15 protein-coding genes are annotated in these 16,275 nt (G+C 72.0%); 6 read left to right on the top strand and 9 right to left on the bottom strand.

Annotated elements, in window-relative coordinates; translation table 11 throughout:
* Positions 1 to 5 precede the first annotated feature (5 nt).
* From ruvX to ABD987_RS04575, 5 genes are all read left to right on the top strand, one after another.
* A complete protein-coding gene (ruvX, locus tag ABD987_RS04595; protein WP_378214345.1) occupies positions 6 to 467 on the top strand; it encodes a Holliday junction resolvase RuvX in 462 nt (153 codons plus the stop codon).
* On the top strand, positions 464 to 2,473 hold the full coding sequence (gene mltG, locus ABD987_RS04590; protein WP_345387237.1) for an endolytic transglycosylase MltG: 2,010 nt from the start codon (positions 464 to 466) through the stop codon (positions 2,471 to 2,473). Before ruvX ends, mltG begins: the two co-directional genes overlap by 4 nt.
* Positions 2,454 to 3,326 carry a shikimate dehydrogenase gene (locus ABD987_RS04585; protein ID WP_345387235.1) on the top strand — a complete coding sequence of 291 codons (873 nt, stop codon included), beginning with the start codon at positions 2,454 to 2,456 and terminating at the stop codon, positions 3,324 to 3,326. Before mltG ends, ABD987_RS04585 begins: the two co-directional genes overlap by 20 nt.
* Before the next feature lie 79 nt (positions 3,327 to 3,405).
* Positions 3,406 to 4,668: a GrpB family protein gene (locus ABD987_RS04580; protein ID WP_345387233.1), complete on the top strand. Its 1,263-nt coding sequence runs from the start codon at positions 3,406 to 3,408 to the stop codon at positions 4,666 to 4,668.
* Between the two features lie 61 nt (positions 4,669 to 4,729).
* Entirely contained in the window at positions 4,730 to 5,671 is a 942-nt protein-coding gene (locus ABD987_RS04575; RefSeq protein ID WP_345387231.1) for a D-2-hydroxyacid dehydrogenase family protein, read from the top strand.
* Between the two features lie 119 nt (positions 5,672 to 5,790).
* Here the strand turns inward: ABD987_RS04575 and ABD987_RS04570 are convergent, their stop codons facing one another.
* The 7 genes from ABD987_RS04570 to ABD987_RS04540 form a co-directional block, all read right to left on the bottom strand.
* On the bottom strand, positions 5,791 to 7,323 hold the full coding sequence (locus ABD987_RS04570) for an alpha/beta hydrolase (RefSeq protein WP_345387229.1): 1,533 nt from the start codon (positions 7,321 to 7,323) through the stop codon (positions 5,791 to 5,793).
* On the bottom strand, positions 7,323 to 8,138 hold the full coding sequence (locus ABD987_RS04565; protein WP_345387227.1) for a serine hydrolase domain-containing protein: 816 nt from the start codon (positions 8,136 to 8,138) through the stop codon (positions 7,323 to 7,325). The genes ABD987_RS04570 and ABD987_RS04565 overlap by 1 nt, the downstream gene beginning before the upstream one ends.
* 23 nt (positions 8,139 to 8,161) lie before the next feature.
* Positions 8,162 to 9,580, bottom strand: coding sequence for a sensor histidine kinase (locus ABD987_RS04560; RefSeq protein WP_345387225.1), 1,419 nt, complete (start codon positions 9,578 to 9,580; stop codon positions 8,162 to 8,164).
* Positions 9,577 to 10,236: a response regulator transcription factor gene (locus ABD987_RS04555; protein ID WP_345387223.1), complete on the bottom strand. Its 660-nt coding sequence runs from the start codon at positions 10,234 to 10,236 to the stop codon at positions 9,577 to 9,579. Before ABD987_RS04555 ends, ABD987_RS04560 begins: the two co-directional genes overlap by 4 nt.
* A gap of 40 nt (positions 10,237 to 10,276) precedes the next feature.
* Positions 10,277 to 11,047: an ABC transporter permease gene (locus ABD987_RS04550; RefSeq protein ID WP_345387221.1), complete on the bottom strand. Its 771-nt coding sequence runs from the start codon at positions 11,045 to 11,047 to the stop codon at positions 10,277 to 10,279.
* On the bottom strand, positions 11,044 to 11,961 hold the full coding sequence (locus tag ABD987_RS04545) for an ABC transporter ATP-binding protein (protein ID WP_345387219.1): 918 nt from the start codon (positions 11,959 to 11,961) through the stop codon (positions 11,044 to 11,046). Before ABD987_RS04545 ends, ABD987_RS04550 begins: the two co-directional genes overlap by 4 nt.
* A 167-nt stretch (positions 11,962 to 12,128) precedes the next feature.
* The gene (locus ABD987_RS04540; RefSeq protein WP_345387217.1) at positions 12,129 to 12,794 is read right to left on the bottom strand and encodes a TetR/AcrR family transcriptional regulator C-terminal domain-containing protein; all 666 of its coding nucleotides are present in this window, start codon (positions 12,792 to 12,794) and stop codon (positions 12,129 to 12,131) included.
* 95 nt (positions 12,795 to 12,889) lie between these two features.
* On the opposite strand from ABD987_RS04540, the gene ABD987_RS04535 reads away from it, so the two are divergent.
* Positions 12,890 to 14,377 (top strand): FAD-dependent monooxygenase, encoded by a 1,488-nt coding sequence (locus tag ABD987_RS04535; RefSeq protein WP_345387215.1) that lies wholly within the window; start codon positions 12,890 to 12,892, stop codon positions 14,375 to 14,377.
* Between the two features lie 87 nt (positions 14,378 to 14,464).
* Here ABD987_RS04535 and ABD987_RS04530 read toward each other — a convergent pair whose 3' ends face one another.
* Together ABD987_RS04530 and ABD987_RS04525 are read right to left on the bottom strand one after the other, a co-directional pair.
* Positions 14,465 to 15,679, bottom strand: coding sequence for an acyl-CoA dehydrogenase family protein (locus ABD987_RS04530; protein ID WP_345387213.1), 1,215 nt, complete (start codon positions 15,677 to 15,679; stop codon positions 14,465 to 14,467).
* 30 nt (positions 15,680 to 15,709) lie between these two features.
* Positions 15,710 to 16,201 (bottom strand): flavin reductase family protein, encoded by a 492-nt coding sequence (locus tag ABD987_RS04525; RefSeq protein ID WP_345387211.1) that lies wholly within the window; start codon positions 16,199 to 16,201, stop codon positions 15,710 to 15,712.
* Positions 16,202 to 16,275: the final 74 nt, after the last annotated feature.

Below are 16,275 nucleotides of genomic sequence, written 5' to 3'. Positions count from 1 at the left end.
CCGGTGTGGACGATCCGGGCCGGGGCAGGCGTCTCGGGGTCGATGTCGGGTCTGTCCGGGTGGGAGTCGCGCTCAGCGATCCCTCCCCGATCCTCGCGAGCCCGCTCGTTACCCTGTCCCGCGATGCGAACGACGACAGTGATCTGGACCAGCTTGCCGCCCTCGTCACCGAGCACGAGGTCGTCGAGGTGATCGTGGGCCTGCCGAGGACGCTGGCCAACCGGCACGGCTCGGCCGCCGCCATCGCGCTCGACTACGCCGACGCGCTCGCCGCACGGATCGCTCCGGTCCCCGTCCGGCTCGCCGACGAGCGACTGACGACGGTGACGGCGACGCGTATCCTTTCGGCGCGTGGGGTGAAGGGACGCAAGCAGCGCGCGGTGGTCGACCAGGCCGCCGCCGTGGAAATCCTGCAGGCGTGGCTCGACGCCGCGGCCGCACAGCACGCTCGGGAGGGCGAGTCATGACCGAGCCGCCCGGCGGTTCCGAACGTAGAGGAGGACGTCGACGGCTGCGCGAACCCGCGCCCGAGACACCCCCGCACCGGAACCCGGAGCCCCGGCCCGCGCCGGGCCGCCCCGCCCGGTCCACCCAGCCGAGTGAACTTCCGCCCCGGCACCACCGGCGTGCCCAGCCCCCGGAGGAGCAGCCCGGGTTCGACGGCCCGCCGCCGCGCCGCCGCGCGGTGCCCCCGGACACCCCGGCCGGGCCTCGCCCGTCCGGGCGGCGGCGCCGTGCCGAACCGGAGGACTACGCGCCCGGGGATTACGGGACTCCGGCCGAGGACCACGCGCCACCCGCCGACGAGCCCCCCGTCCGTCGCGCCCCCCGTTCCCGGTATCGCGACGAGCCGGACGGGCCGCCTCCGCCGCGGCCTCGCCGCATGGCCGACACGCCCGCGCAGCCACCCCGCCGGGTGCCGCCGCCGGATCGGGCCGCGGGTCCGCCGGAACGTCCGGTTGGTCCGCCCGATCGTCCCGCGAGCCCGGTGGATCGCCCCGTCGGCCCGCCCGACCGTGCGGCAGGCCCACCGGATCGGCCCGTCGGCCCGCCGGACCGGCCTTCGGGCCCGCCCGACCGTGCCGCCGGTACGCCCGCCGAACCACCGCCCCGGGTCCCGCCCGAGCCACCCCGGCGGCCGCGGCCGGTCCGGGACGAGCGGCCCACCGACATCATCCCGTTCGTGCCGGACGAGCCCGAGCCCCCGAAACGCGACTCGCGGCCGGAGCCCGGGGAGGCACCCGCCGAAGACGAGTTCTTCGACGAGTACGGGTACGACGACGAGTACGACCAGGAATACGAAGACGAGTACGAAGACGGCGAGTACGAGGACGAGGAGCCCGAGCCGAAGAAACGCCGGGGCAAGCGGGCGTTCGGCTGGATCGCCGCCCTCGCGGTGCTCGTGGCGCTCGCCGGCGGTGCCTGGTACGGCTACCAGGCCCTGTTCGGCTACGAGGACTTCGAGGGTTCGGGCACCGGTGACGTCCTCGTCCAGGTCGAGGACGGCGATTCGACCTCGGCGATCGGCGCCCGGCTCGCCGACGCGGGCGTCGTGGCGAGCGGGCGGGCGTTCGTCAAGGCAGGCAAGGACAATCAGGCACTGGCCAAGATCCAGCACGGCTACTACGTGCTGAAGCAGCGCATGTCCGGGGCGAGCGCGGTCGATCAGATCGTGTCCCCGCAGGCGCGCGTCGGCGAGCTGGAACTCAAGCCCTACACCCAGTTCGACGACATCACGCAGCCAGACGGCAAGGTCACCCCCGGGGTGTTTTCCTTGCTGTCCAAGGCTTCCTGCGCGAACCTCAACGGCAAGAGCACCTGCATCAGCACCGACGAACTGCGCAAGACGGTCGAGAACGCCGATCTGAAGGCGCTGGGCGTGCCGGACTGGGCGGTGGCACCCGCGTCGAAGGCCGAGCACAAGGACAAGCGGCTGGAGGGGCTCATCGCCCCCGGCGTGTACGACGTCAAGCCCGGTTCGCCCGCGCTCGACATCGTCACCAAGCTGGTCAAGGACTCGGCGACGGCGATCGCCGGTGCCGGGCTGACCGCCCAGCACGCCGGTCCCGGGAAGACCCCGTACGAGACCCTGATCATCGCGTCGATCATCGAGCGCGAGGCGATCACCAGCGACTTCGGCAAGATCTCCCGCGTCATCTACAACCGGCTCGACAAGGGCATGAAGCTGGAGATGGACTCGACGATCAACTACCCGCTCGACAAGCCGACCCTGTGGACCAGCGACGCGGACCGGGCCAAGCCGGGCCCGTACAACAGCTATCTCAACACCGGGCTGCCGCCGACGCCGATCGCGGTGTCCAGCAAGGACGCCATCCAGGCGGCGCTCAACCCGCCGCCCGGTGACTGGCTATTCTTCGTCAAGTGCGAGAAGAACGGCCAGTCCTGTTTCGCGGTGACCTACGAGGACCACAAGAAGAACAAGCACGACGCGGATGCTCGCGGTGTCGGCTGAGCCAGGGCCGCGCAAGGCAGGGGTGCTGGGCAGGCCGATCGGGCACTCGCTGTCGCCGGTGCTGCATGAGGCCGCCTTCCACGCGCTCGGCCTCGACGGCTGGACCTACGAGCGGATCGAGGCCGGCGCCGAGGAACTGCCCGGCCTCGTCAACGGCCTCGGCCCGGAGTGGGCCGGGTGCTCGGTCACCATGCCGGGCAAGCGCGCGGCGCTGGAGTACGCGGACGAGGTGACGCCGCGCGCGGCGGCCGTCGGCGCGGCCAACACCCTGGTGCGCCGTGCCGGGGGCGGCTGGCGGGCGGACTGTACCGACGTCGAGGGCGTGACCGGCGCGCTGCGCGCCGCGGGCGGGTACACGCCGTCAACCGGGGACGTCGCCGTCGTGCTCGGCGCGGGTGGCACCGCGGCGGCGGCGGTGGTCGGGCTGGCGGACCTAGGCGTGCGGCAGGTGCGGCTCGTCGTGCGGGAGCCCGCGCGCGCCGTGGAGACCGTCGACGCGGCGAAGCGGGCCGCGCTGGACGTCGAGGTGCTGCGCTGGTCCGAAGTGGACTTCGCGGAACTGGCCACGGCGGCGGTGCTGGTGAACACCGTCCCGCCGGACGCGGTGCTGCCCCACGTCGAGCGGCTCGCGGGCATCGGCTGCGTCCTGGACGTCATCTACCACCCGTGGCCGACCCCGCTCGCCGAGGCCGTCGGCGCCCGGGGCGGGCGGCTCGCGACCGGGCTGGACATGCTGCTGCATCAGGCTTTCGGGCAGGCCGAGCAGTTCACCGGACTGCCCGCGCCCCGGGAAGCCATGCGTGAGGCTCTGCGCGTGGCGACCGGGGGCATCCTGCCGCTGCCGATCTCCTGAAATCCCCTTCCCCCAAGCCATCGGCTGATATTCTGGTGGACTGCCTTGAACCTCTTGCAGGGAAGGACACTGAGGGGAAATGCCCAAACCGGACAGCTCCGACTACACCGAAAACGACATCGCGTCCGCTTGGGTGGGGGAGCCACCCGTGCTGAATTCGCGGGTCACCCTGGCCGAGTACGACCCGGAATGGCCGAAGCTCTACGAACGCGAGGCCGAGCGGATCCGCGCCGCGCTCGGCGACCGGATCCTGGTGCTCGAACACGTCGGCTCGACGTCGGTACCCGGCCTGTGCGCCAAGCCGATCATCGACATCCTGCTCGAAGTCCCGGACTCCGACGACGAAGACGCCTACGTCCCGGATCTGGAGGCGGCGGGGTACCGGCTGAACATCCGTGAGCCGGACTGGGAGAAACACCGGTGCTTCAAGGGCCCGGACACCAATGTCAACCTGCACGTGTACTCGCCGGGCAACGGCCAGACCGAGCGTTACCGGCTCTTCCGCGAACGGCTGCGCTCCCATCCGGGGGAACTGGCGCGCTACGAACGCACGAAGCGGGAGCTGGCCGCGCGGGAGTGGAAGTACATCCAGAACTACGCCGACGCCAAGACCCCGGTGATCGACGAGATCATCGAACGCGCCCGCGCCGCGCAGTACGACGGCTTCAGCGAGGCCTACGCCGAGCATTCGGGCAAGCACGTCTACAACACGCTCTACGACCGGCCCGCGATCCTCGACCTCGCCGGTGACGTCGCGGGGAAACGCGTGCTCGACGCGGGCTGCGCCGCCGGGCACCTGAGCGCGATGCTGGCCGAGCGGGGTGCCGACGTCCTCGGCGTCGACGCCAGCGAAGGCATGATCACCGTGGCGCGCAAGCACTTCGGCGACGTCGCGCGCTTCGAACACGCCGACCTCACCCGGCCACTGTCCTTTGTGGAGGATGGATCGATCGACCTGGTCACCGCGTCGCTCATGTTGCACTACCTCCGGGACTGGGACCCCGCGCTCGCCGGGTTCCGGCGGATGCTGCGGCCCGGCGGCGTACTGGTGTTCTCGGTGCATCACCCCGGCGAGGACTGGCGGTGGTTCGGCAGGGAGGACTACTTCCGGCTGGAACTGCTGGAGGACGAGTTCCCGCTGGGGGACCACGAGCACAAGGTGCGGTACTACCGGCGCCCGCTGAGCTGGACGTTCGACGCGGTCCGCGACGCCGGGTTCGCCGTCGACCGGCTCGCCGAGCCAGCGCCGCTGCCCGAGACGGACGAGGTGAACCCGCGCGCGGCGGCGAACCTGCGCACGAAACCCCGGTTCCTCTACTTCCGGGCCGTGGCCCCGGCGTGAGGTCGAGGGGCTTTCCCCGCGTGTCACGCGGGGAAAGCCCTCGCCACGTATGGTGACCGGTATGAAGATCGCGATCCTCGACGACTACCAGAACGTGGCGCTGGACTACGGCGACTGGGACTCCCTGAACGCCGACGTCCAGGTGTTCACCGAACCGTTCGCGGACGCCGACGAGGTCGTCGCGCGGCTCGCCGGGTTCGAGGCGGTCGTCGCGATGCGTGAGCGCACCCGGTTCCCCGCCGCGGTCCTCGACCGGCTGCCGGACCTGAAGCTGCTGGTGAGCACCGGGACGCGCAACGCCGCCATCGACGTGCCCGCCGCCCGCCGCAACGGCGTCGTCGTCTGCGCCACCGGCTACTCGGGCCTGTCCACGGCCGAGCACACCTGGGCGCTCATCCTCGCCGCGGCGCGCAATCTGCCCGCCGAGTTCCGGTCCATGCGCGAGGGCGGCTGGCAGCGCACGGTCGGGATCACCCTGCACGGCCGGACGCTCGGCCTGCTCGGGCTCGGCAGGCTCGGGGCGGGCGCGGCGCGGATCGGCCAGGCGTTCGGGATGGAAACCATTGCCTGGAGCCAGAACCTGACGCCCGAGAAGGCGGCGGAACACGGCGTCACCGCGGTCTCGAAGGAGGAACTGTTCGCCCGCGCCGACGTCCTGTCGGTCCACCTGGTGCTCGGCGACCGCAGCCGGGGTCTCGTCGGCGCGGCCGAACTGGCCGCGATGAAGCCCACCGCGCTGCTGGTGAACACCTCACGCGGTCCGATCGTGGACGAGGCGGCACTGGTGGACGCCTTGCGGCGCAAGGAGATCGCCGGGGCCGCGCTCGACGTCTACGACGTCGAGCCGCTGCCGTCCGGCCATCCACTGAGGACACTCGACAACGCCGTGCTGACCCCGCACCTCGGCTACGTCGCCCACGAGGTCTACCAGGTTTTCTACCGCGACGCGGTCGAGGACATCGCCGCCTACCAGGCAGGCAAGCCGATCCGCGTCATGGAATAGCGAACTCGCGTACCCACAGGGTCGGCTCGCGTACCCACAGGGTCGGCTGGCGAGCCGACCGTCCAGGTACGCGAGCCGACGTTCTGGGTACGCGAGCCGACCGTCCAGGTACGGGTTTTCTAGAACGGCTGGGCGTCCGGAGGGCAGGTGGTGCCCTCGGCGGGGACGGTGAGGTCGTCGAGGTAGCGCCCAATCGCCGCGGAGGCGCAGGTGCTGGGCACGTCCAGCGAGGTGTGCCCGGCGCCGTCCACCACCAGCACGTGGCCGTCGCCGAGCTGGGCCGCGGTGGCTCGCGCGTTGGCGAGCGGCGTCGCCGGGTCGAACCGGTTGTTCAGCACCAGGATCGGGTTCTTCCTCGGCCGGTTCCACGGCCCGGTGTAGCGGTCCGCGTCGTGGCCGGGCCAATCGACACACTGCGTCAGCGAGAACACCGCGGCGAGCCCGAAGTACGGCTGCCGCGCCTGTTCGCTCGCGGCCAGCCTGTCGTAGTCGGCCGGGTGCCGCGGGTTGTCACTGTCGGCGCACTGCACGGCGAGGAATCCGCCGGTGTGCACCGGGACGTACGGGTCCAGCACCGGCGGATGCGCGGCCGCCGCCCCGGCCGACGACGCGGCGAGGGAGTTCAGCGTCTGCCCCAGCGCCTTCCAGCGCGGTGAGAGGTACAACGCGCTGTCGATCTGCTGGAGCAGCGATGCCAGCGTCACGCCGCCGACTGGCCCCTGGCTCAGCTTCGCGAAGATGTCGGCGAACTTCTGCCGCTGATCCCCTTGCGAGAACGCGCATTTCGGCCCGGCCGCGGCGCACACGGCGAAGAAGTGCTCGAGTTCTTCCTGCTGCGCGGAGGCGACGTCGGCACGCACGTCGACCGGGGCGTGCTCCTGACCCGGCTTCCCGGTCGCGTTGGCGACCAGATCGAGCGTGCCGTCGAGCACCATCGACCGCACCGAGCCCGGGAACAGGTTCGCGTACGTGCCACCGAGATACGTGCCGTAGGAATAGCCGTAGTAGTTCAGTTCCCTGTCCCCGACGGCCTGGCGCAGCAGGTCCATGTCCCGCGCCGTGTTGGCCGTCGAAAGGTGGTTCAGCAGTTCACCCGACCCGGCCGCGCACGCCCTGCCCACGGCGGCGCCGGCGGCGTAGAACGCTTCGCGCTGCTCGGGACGCAGCGGTGATCCCTCGAGCTTCGGTTCCTCCGCACCGGGGCAGCTGACCGGGGCCGAGCCGCCGATGCCCCGGGGATCGAAGCTCACCAGGTCGTACCGGTCCCGCAGGTGTTCGGGGTAGTGCGGGCCGAACCGGGTCAGCTCGCCGACGCCGTCCGTGCCGGGCCCGCCGAAGTTGACGAACAGCGACCCGGCGCGCCGTGCGGGATCCTTCGCCGGGAGCCTGATCACCGACAGCGTGATCGTCTTTCCGTGCGGCTCGCGGTAGTTCAGTGGCACCGGGGCGCCCGCGCACTGGAACGATCCGTGACACGGTGTCCAGCGCAGCTCGGGGACGGCCGCGCCGCCGGTGCCCAGCGGCGGGGGAGCCGGCGACGTCCCGGCCCGCCCGGCGACCGGGCCGGACGGCGGCGGGTCGGCCGGGGCCGGGGCGCACGCGGTGAGGGCCAGCAGCAGGACGGCGGCCAGCGCGCCGCGCCGGGCCCGCATCAGCCGCGCAGCTCCGCCAGCACCGCGTCGGTGTATCGGGGCCACGCCTCGGCGGCCCACGGGCCGAAGGCGCGGTCGGTGAGCGCGACGCAGGCGGCGCGCGCGTCCGGGTCGACCCACAGGAAAGTCCCGGACTGTCCGAAGTGGCCGAACGTCGCGGGCGAGCTGGCCGATCCCGTCCAGTGCGGGTTCTTGTGGTCGCGGATCTCGAAGCCGAGTCCCCAGTCGTTCGGCTTCTGGTGGCCGAATCCGGGCAGCACACCGGAAAGGCCGGGGAACACCACGTTCGTCGCCTCGCGCAGGGTCGCCGCGTCGATCAGCTTCGGTGCCTGCAGCTCCGCGGCGAAGGCGGCCAAGTCGTCCACAGTGGACACGGCGCCGGACGCGGGGGACCCGTCGAGCCGGGTGCCGGACAGGCCGAGCGGGCCGAACAACGCCTCCGCCTGGTACCGCGCGAACGGGATGCCCGAGTGCTCGGCCAGCGCGTCGGCGAGCTGTTCGAACCCGGCGTTGGAATACAGCCGCCGGGTGCCCGGCCCGGCCATCGCTTTGTGCGCGTCGAAGGCGAGCCCGGAGGTGTGTGCGAGCAGGTGACGCACGGTCGAGCCCTCGGGCCCGGCCGGGGTGTCCAGCTCGAACACGCCCTCCTCGATGGCGATCAGCGCGGTGTAGGCGGTCAGCGGCTTGGTGACCGACGCGAGCCGGAACGGGCGCCCGGTGTCCCCGTGCGTGCCGAGCACGGCGCCGTCCGGGCCCACGACCGCGGTCGCGGCGGCCTCGACCGGCCATTCGTCGATCAGGCGAACGCTGTCCATGGCGCCAGCGTATGGCACCCGGCTCAGGTCGTGTCGCCGGGTGACCGGGGCAGGGACACGCGGAACGTGGCGCCCGCGCCGGGGACCGAGTCCAGTTCCAGCACGCCGTGGTGCGCGGTGACGATGGAGGAGGCGATGGACAGCCCGAGCCCGGCCCCGCCGGTCGTCCTGCTCCGGGAGGCGTCCGCGCGGTAGAATCGTTCGAACACCCGCGCCGCCTGTTCGGGGGTGAGTCCCGGCCCTCGGTCGCGGATCTCGAGCACCGCCCTGTCGCCCACCGCGCCGGCGAAGAGCACGACCGGACTGCCCGCGGGCGTGTGGGCGACCACGTTCCCGATCAGATTGCTGACCACCTGCCGGAGCCGCGCTTCGTCGCCCCGGACCGGTGTGACACCGGATTCGAGCATTTCGACCTCCCGGGCCGGGTCGAGTGCGCGCAGATCATGCACCGCGTCGACGGCCAGCGTACGAAGGTCGAGCGGGGCGAGCCGCAGCATCCGGGAGCTCTCGTCGAGCTGGGCGAGCAGGAGCAGGTCCTCCACCAGGTGGCCGAGGCGCTGGGATTCCCGCTCGATGTGGGCGAAGGTCGTATCGACGGCCTCGGCGTCGGGAAGGGCGCCCATCCGGTGCAACTCGGCGTACCCGCTTATCCCCGCCAGGGGAGTCCGCATCTCGTGGCTGGCGTCGGCGACGAAACGCCGCATGCGGGCTTCGGAGCCGCTGCGGGCGGCGACGGCGAGTTCGACCTGCCGGAGCATGCCGTTGAGCGACCGCGCCAGGCTGCCCACCTCGGTGTTCGGCCTGCCCAGTTCGGGAACCCGGCTCGTCAGGTCGCCCGCGGCGATGGCCGCCGCGGTCTCCTCGATCCGGCGCAGCGGGCGCAGTCCCGCCCGGACCCAGAGCCAGCCCGCCGCCGCGAGAACGAGCAGCAGGCCGATTCCGACGAACAGGCAGATCCGCCGGACCCCGGCGACGGTGGAGTCCACGGCGGTCGTCGCCGCCACCACCACACTGCCCGGCCCGGGGGAGCGGGGCGCGACGACGGCGCGCCAGCGTCCGGATCGGTCGTCGAAGGGACGGCCGCCCCTGGCGGCGACCGCGGCGGTGTCGAGCCGTTCGAGTTCGGGGCCGCCGTCGGCGACCGGCCCGCCCGGCCGCGCGAGCCGGACCACAGTGCCGCGCTCGTCGAGCAGGCCGACGTAGAACTCGTCGATCAGGTCGAGCACCTGACCCGGCGCGGTGAGCGGCTGGGGCGTCGGCTGCCGTAGCGGCTCGGGGAGCCGGGCCATGGCCAGGCTGAACAGGCGCAGCTGCGAGTCCACCCGGTCCATCAGCGGGCCGCGCACCGCGACGATGACGACGAGATCGCTCGCCGTCAGCCCGGCGGCGAGCAGCGTGATCATGATCAGCACGATCCTGGTGCGCAGCGAGAGGCGGTTCATTTCGGCCCGCGCAGTACGTACCCCACCCCGCGTACGGTGTGGATCAGCCGGGGTTCCGTGGTGTCGATCTTCCGCCGCAGGTAGCTGATGTACGAGTCGATGATGCTCGCGTCGCCGCCGAACTCGTACTTCCACACGTGCCGCAGGATCTGCGCGCGCGACAGCACTTGACCGGCGTGTTCGACGAGGTAGCTCAGCAACGTGAACTCGGTCGGCGAAAGGGTGACGGTCGTACCGCCCCGCACCACGCTGTGGGACTCGGCGTCCAGCTCCAGCCCGGCGACCGCGCCGGTGGTCCCGCGACGCCGCAGGATGGCCCGGATCCGGGCGATCAGCTCTTCGAGCTTGAACGGCTTCGTGACGTAGTCGTCCGCACCGCCGGTGAGTCCCGCGATGAGGTCTTCGTCCGCGTCCCTCGCCGTCAGGAACAGCACCGGGAGCCGCGCGCCCCGTGTCCTGAGCCGGCGCAGCACCTCGAAGCCGTCGAGATCCGGCAGCATGACGTCCAGCACCACGAGGTCCGGCACGTCGGCTTTCGCCGCGGCGAGCGCCTCGGCGCCCGAGCCCGCCGACGACACGGTGAATCCCGCGAACCGCAGGCTCGCCGAGAGCAGGTCGCGCAGCGTCGGGTCGTCCTCGACCACCAGGAGCCTCATGTCCGTACGGCCCCGAGCCCGGCGGGCACGCGCGACCGCATCAGACGTCCCGTGCCCGGAGCAGCGCGAAGCCGCCGAGCAGGCAGGCCGCGGTGAACGCGCAGAGCACGCCGAAGCCCGCCCACGGCGCCAGCGAATGGGAATCCGGGACCACGGTGGTGATCCGGGTGCCCGCCGACGTCGGCCAGTACTGGTTGACGCGCTGCTGCCAGGTGGCCGGGAGGGTCGCGCTGACCAGCCGGACCAGCAGGGTGATCGTCACCAGCAGGGCGAGCGCGCCCGCGGTGGCCCGGACCATGGCGCCCAGCGCGAGCCCGAGCAGCCCGAGCAGGGCGAGGTAGAGCCCGCTGCCCACGACCGCACGGAAGACCCCGGGATCGGCAAGGGTGGTGTGCGGCGCGCCGGCACCGGCGATGAGCGCTTGGCCGAGGAGGAACGAAGCGAAACCGATCACCTGCCCCGAGAGCAGCGCGAAAGCACCGAAAGAACAGATCTTCGCCACGTAGAGCCTGCCTCGGCGGGGCACCACCGTCAAACTCGATTGGATCATGCCGGTCGAGTACTCGGAGGTCATCACCAGCACGCCCAGCACCCCGATGGTCAGCTGCGCCAGGAAGATGCCCGACAAACTCAGCGCGGTCGGGTCGAACGCCGGGCGGTCGGCGGGCGCGGCGCGGACGTGGGCGCTCGCCTGACCGCGGGCTATGAGGGTGCCGAGGCCGACGCAGAGCACCGCCGTGCCCACCAGGGTGAGCCAGGTCGAGCGCAGGCTCCGGAGCTTGGTCCATTCGGATCGGATGAGGCCGTTCATGACGAAACCCCGTAATCCACGACGTCGCGGGTGACGTCCATGAAGACGTCTTCGAGAGAACCGCGCACCGGCGTCAGTTCGGCGAGCGCTGCCCGGCAGGACGCGGCGAGCACGCCGATCTGCCCGCTTTCCAGTCCGGTCACGGTCAGCGATCCGTCCTTTTCGGACTGAACGTGGGCGCCTTCCGCGCTGAGCAAAGGAATCAGTGCCCGTTCGTGGTCCGTGCGGACCCGCACGACCCGCCGGTCGTGGCGGTCGATGAACTCGGTCATCGGGCTGTCGGCGATGAGCCGGCCGCGGCCGACGACCAGCAGGTGGTCCGAGGTCAGTGCCATCTCGCTCATCAGGTGACTCGACACCAGCACGGTGCGGCCCTCGGCCGCCAGTGCGCGCATGAGGGTGCGGATCCACCGGATTCCCTCGGGATCGAGGCCGTTCACCGGTTCGTCGAAGATCAGGACCGGTGGATCGCCCAGCAGCGCGGCCGCGATGCCGAGCCGCTGGCTCATCCCGAGCGAGAAGGTTCCCGCCTTCTTGCCCGCGACGTCGCTCAGCCCGACCATGCCGAGGACGGTGTCGACCCGGCGCGCGGACATCCCGGCGGCCTGCGCGAGGCACAGCAGATGCGCGGCGGCGGTGCGGGAAGGGTGGACCGCCCTGGCGTTCAGGAGCGCGCCGACCGTCCTCAACGGTTCGGCGACGTCGACGTACCGGTCGCCGAACACCGTCGCGCTTCCCGACGACGGCGCGTCCAGCCCGAGGATGAGGCGCATCGTGGTCGTCTTGCCCGCGCCGTTCGGCCCGAGAAAACCGGTGACGCGGCCGGACTCGACGGAAAACGTGAGGTCGTCGACCGCGACCGTGTGCCGGAAGTGTTTGGTGAGGCCCTGTGCCTCGATAGCCGATGTTCCCATGGGACCGACCTTGACCGGCCGAGATGACCGGGGACTGTGAACCGGCCGCGGGCAGCGGCGCCGTACCTGCCCCGATGTCCGCGCGCCTGCCAGAACATTCCCAGAAGGTTCCCAGCGGATCGTGACCTGCCGGGCAGGGCACCCCTCGGAGAGGCTCGGTGATCTGTTCACCGGCGCGTGGAACCGCCGGGGGACTTCCCCGCCGCGGCGGCTTCCAGTCCGGCGATCAGCACGTCCAGCGCCCGCTCGAAGTCCTTCTCCGGGTCGAGCCGCCGCAGCGCGCCGAGCAGCCTGCTGAAGTGCGGGAGCTCCGCCGGGTCGACGCCGGCGAACGGCTCCAGCTGTTCCGGACCGGGTGGCGCGGTGCCGAAGCCCGAGGTGATCAGCAGCAGCGAGCCGAACACGAGGCTGTTGACCGCGCCGACGGCCCAGCGGAGCCCGTCGTCGTCGAACCCGGCTTCGACGAACGCGCCCGCCAAGGCCTCGACCGGGCGCAACGCGGCCGGCGAGGCCGGGTTCGCCTGATCGGAGACCATGGCCAGCGGGACCACCGGATGGACGCGATAGGCCCGGTACATGCCCAGCGCCAGCGTCCGCACCCGTTCGGCCCACGGCAGGGCGGGATCGGCGCTCGGGATGTCGGCCATCACCCGCTCCGCGATGCCGTCGAGGATGTCGGCCTTGTTCGAGACGTGGTTGTACAACGCCATCGCCTCGACGCCCAGCGTCTTGGCGAGCTTGCGCATGGTCAGCCCGTCCAGGCCTTCGCTGTCGGCGAGCGCCAGTGCCGCGTCCAGGACTTTCTCCCTGTTGAGCGGCTCTCGTCGGGCCACGGTCGGTCTCCTCGGTCGATGTGCTGCTTGACAGCGCCGAGTCTAGTCCGGAGTATTTACGTTGTAAATTTACGGCGTAAATATCGGGAGGGATCATGGCGGACGTGATCGTCGCCGGGGGCGGTCCGGTGGGATTGCTGCTGGCGAGCGAGCTGAAGCTGGCCGGGGCCGATCCGCTGGTGCTGGAGGCCGCGCCGGACGGCGCCGCGCGCCGCGCCCGCAGCTTCGGGCTGCGAGGTGTCAACGGCCGCAGCACGCAGTCGCTGGCGCTGCGTGACCTGCTCGGACCGCTGGCCGAGGCGCAGGAGGAGGTGTTCGCCGAGATGGGCGAGCTGCCGGGCGGCCGTGAGACGCCCGAGGTGCTGCTGCGGCTGGTCCGCGAGGGCAGGGCGCGGGGGCACTTCGGCGGGCTGGCGCTGGTCAAGGACCCGGGCGAAGGGGGCGAGGCCACGCCGAACCACCTGATGAAACAGCACACGCTGGAACGGATCCTCGCCGAGCGGGCTCGCGGGCTGGGAGTGCGGATCGAGCACGGCTGGACCGTGGCCGACGTCGTCGCCGCGGACGACGCGGTGACCGTCGTGGCGGACGACGGCCGGACCGAGCGCGCGGCGTACCTGGTCGGCTGCGACGGCGGCCGCAGCGTCGTGCGCCGCGGGGCCGGGATCGGGTTCCCCGGGACCGAACCGACGATGACCGGCCGGACGGTGGTCGCGGAGCTGGCCGACCCCGATTCGCTCACCTCGTCCCTGCGGGCGCCCGGCGGGCTGGTCAACCTGTCGTTGGTCCGGGGCGAGATCGCCACCATCGAGTTCGACGGGGGACCGGCCGACCGGGACGCCCCGTTCACCGCCGAGGAGCTGAGCGGCAGCCTCCGCCGGGTCACCGGGCGGGACATCGCGGTGAAGCGGGTGGAGGCCGGGATCCGCTACAGCGACAACACCCGGCAGGCGGCGACGTACCGGCAGGGCCGGATACTGCTGGCCGGGGACGCCGCGCACGTCCACTCGCCGATCGGCGGCCAGGGACTGAACCTCGGAATCCAGGACGCGATGAACCTCGGCTGGAAGCTCGGCCTCGTCGTCCGCGGCCTCGCCCCCGAGTCCCTTTTGGACACTTACCACGCCGAGCGGCACCCGGTCGGGGCCCGGGTGCTGCGGAACACGCGGGCCCAGGTCGCGCTGATGCGTCCCGGTCCGCAGACCGACGCGCTGCGCGAGGTACTGGGGGAGACCCTGGCCATCCCGGTGGTGCTGGACCGGTTCATCGCGATGGCGAACGGGACGGACATCGACTACGCGCCGGAAGCCCCGTCACCGGTCGGCCGGTTCGCGCCCGGTCCGGTGATCCCGGCGCCGGCGGGCGAGGCGGTCCTGCTGGCCGACGCGCCGGAAATCCGTGCGGTGGCACGGGGTTACGAGGACCGGGTGCGGGTCGCCGGCGCGCACCCCGGCCTCGCGGGACTGCTCGTCCGCCCGGACGGCTACGTCGCGTGGGCGGCGGCCGGGGTGACCACGGACGGGCTGGCGGACGCGCTGTCCGCCTGGTTCGGCGCCCCGGCCGCGGTACCCGCGGCGGGCTGAGGCGCCGGCGCGGTGCGGGGCCGGAAGAGGGAGCGGCCCCGCATCGCGCGGCGATCAGCCCATGAAACGCTCCGGGATGGGCGGTGCTCAGACGAATTCGGTCACCGTGCCGCGGATACCGAAGAGGGACTTGCCGTAGATGTCCGAGGCGACATCGGAGCGCAGCGCCGCGTGCCGGCTCCCGGTCTCGCTGTCGCGCCAGATCCGTTGCAGCGGGTTCGATTCGCCGAAGCTCGAGGCACCCTGCGCGGAGCACACCAGGCGGATCGCCTCCCGCGCGTGCACCGCGGCTACCCCGGCGTCCATCCGGATCCGGGCCCGGACGTCGTAGTCCGGCTGGATCCCGTGGTGCGCGGCCTCGTCGATGTCCGCCGCCGCGCGGTAGGCGTGCAGCAGGGCGGAGTCGACCAGGGACGCGGCCTGCGCGGCGGCCTGCTGGATGATCGGGGCTTCGGCCTGGATGGCGTAGAACGTCTGGGTCAGCGACCGCTGCGGCGCCTTCTCCCGCAGGATTTCGACGGCGGCCTCGGCGAGTCCCAGCTGGGGTCCCGCCAGCACGAGCGCGGCGGCAGGCACGAACGCCGACCGGTAGAGCGCTTCGTCGGTGTAGGGGGTGGCGTAGTGACCTTCGACCGCGTCCGGCGTGGAGTGGAAGCGGTGCGCGGGAACGAAGATGTCCTTGCCGACCAGTGTGTTCGAGGCGGTTCCCCGCATCCCGCTGACGAACCAGGTGTCCTCGACGGTCAGCTCCGACATCGGCACGAGCACCAGCCCGGTGGCGTCGGTGGTGCCTTCCGCGTCCGGCCGCTTCACACCGAGCATCGCCCAGTCCGCGTGGGCGCTGCCGGACGCGGGCGCCCAGCGTCCGCTGACAAGGTAGCCACCGTCGGCCGCCTCCGCGGTCCCGGAGGGGGTGATGACGCCGGCGATGTGGGACTGCGGGGTGCCGCCCCAGACGTCGTCCTGCGCCTGGGCGGGAAAGAGCCCGACGAACCAGGAGTTGATGTTGAGCAGCGTGGTGACCCAGGAGGTCGAGCCGCAGGCCCTGCCGACCTCGCGGCTGACTTCCAGCAGCGTGCGGAAGTCGGTCTGCAGGCCGCCGTGGCGAGCGGGCCGCAGCAGGGAGAGCAGGCCGCTTTCGGCCAGCGCGGCGACGTTCTCCGCGGGCACGTCGCGCTCGCGGTCGGTCCGGTCGGCGTTCCCGGCGATCAGCGGCCGCAGTTTGGTGGCGCGCTCGACGAGGTCGGCGCGCAGCTCGCGGGCTTTGTCGGTGACGTGCGGTGCGTCCAGTGCGATGCTCATGGTTTCTCGCTTTCGGGTAGTGATGCGGGGTCAGCCGGCGAGGGCGTGGGCGGAATGCGTGCCGAAGACCCGGCGCGCGTAGATCAGGGGAGCGGTCGTGGTCGACTCGGCTTCTTCGACCCGCACGACGAGCAGTACGTGGTCGCCGCCGTCGACGTGGCGCTCCACGTGACCGGCGGTCCAGCCCGCGGACTCGGGCAGGTACGGCAGCCCGCCGCGCGGCCGCCAGTCGATCCCGGCGAACTTCGCGCACGGCCCGCGGTTGCGGTGTGCGAAGGCGGACGCGAGGTCCCGCTGGTCGGCGCCGAGGACGTTCGCCCCGACCCGCGCGCCGGGCCGCAGGTACTTCAACAGCCCGGAGGTGCGGGAGAGGGCGAAGGTCATCAGCGGCGGGTCGTTCGACAGCGAGGTGAAGCTGGAAACGGTGCTGCCGTAGGGACCCTCGCCGGTCATCGTGGTCACCACGGTGACCGGCGAGCACAGTGCGCTCACCAGGTCGGCGAAGGTGTCTCGGTCGATCATCGCTGGGCCTTCCGGTCGTGGGGCGCCGGAAGTGCTCCGGCCTCACCTATGAGACCGTGGGGAAGGCGGGTGTC

It is taken from the genome of Amycolatopsis samaneae (assembly GCF_039541975.1).
Lineage (GTDB): Bacteria > Actinomycetota > Actinomycetes > Mycobacteriales > Pseudonocardiaceae > Amycolatopsis > Amycolatopsis samaneae.
The sequence above is the reverse complement of the archived record's forward strand: the minus strand, read 5'-3'. Positions and strand labels throughout refer to the sequence as shown.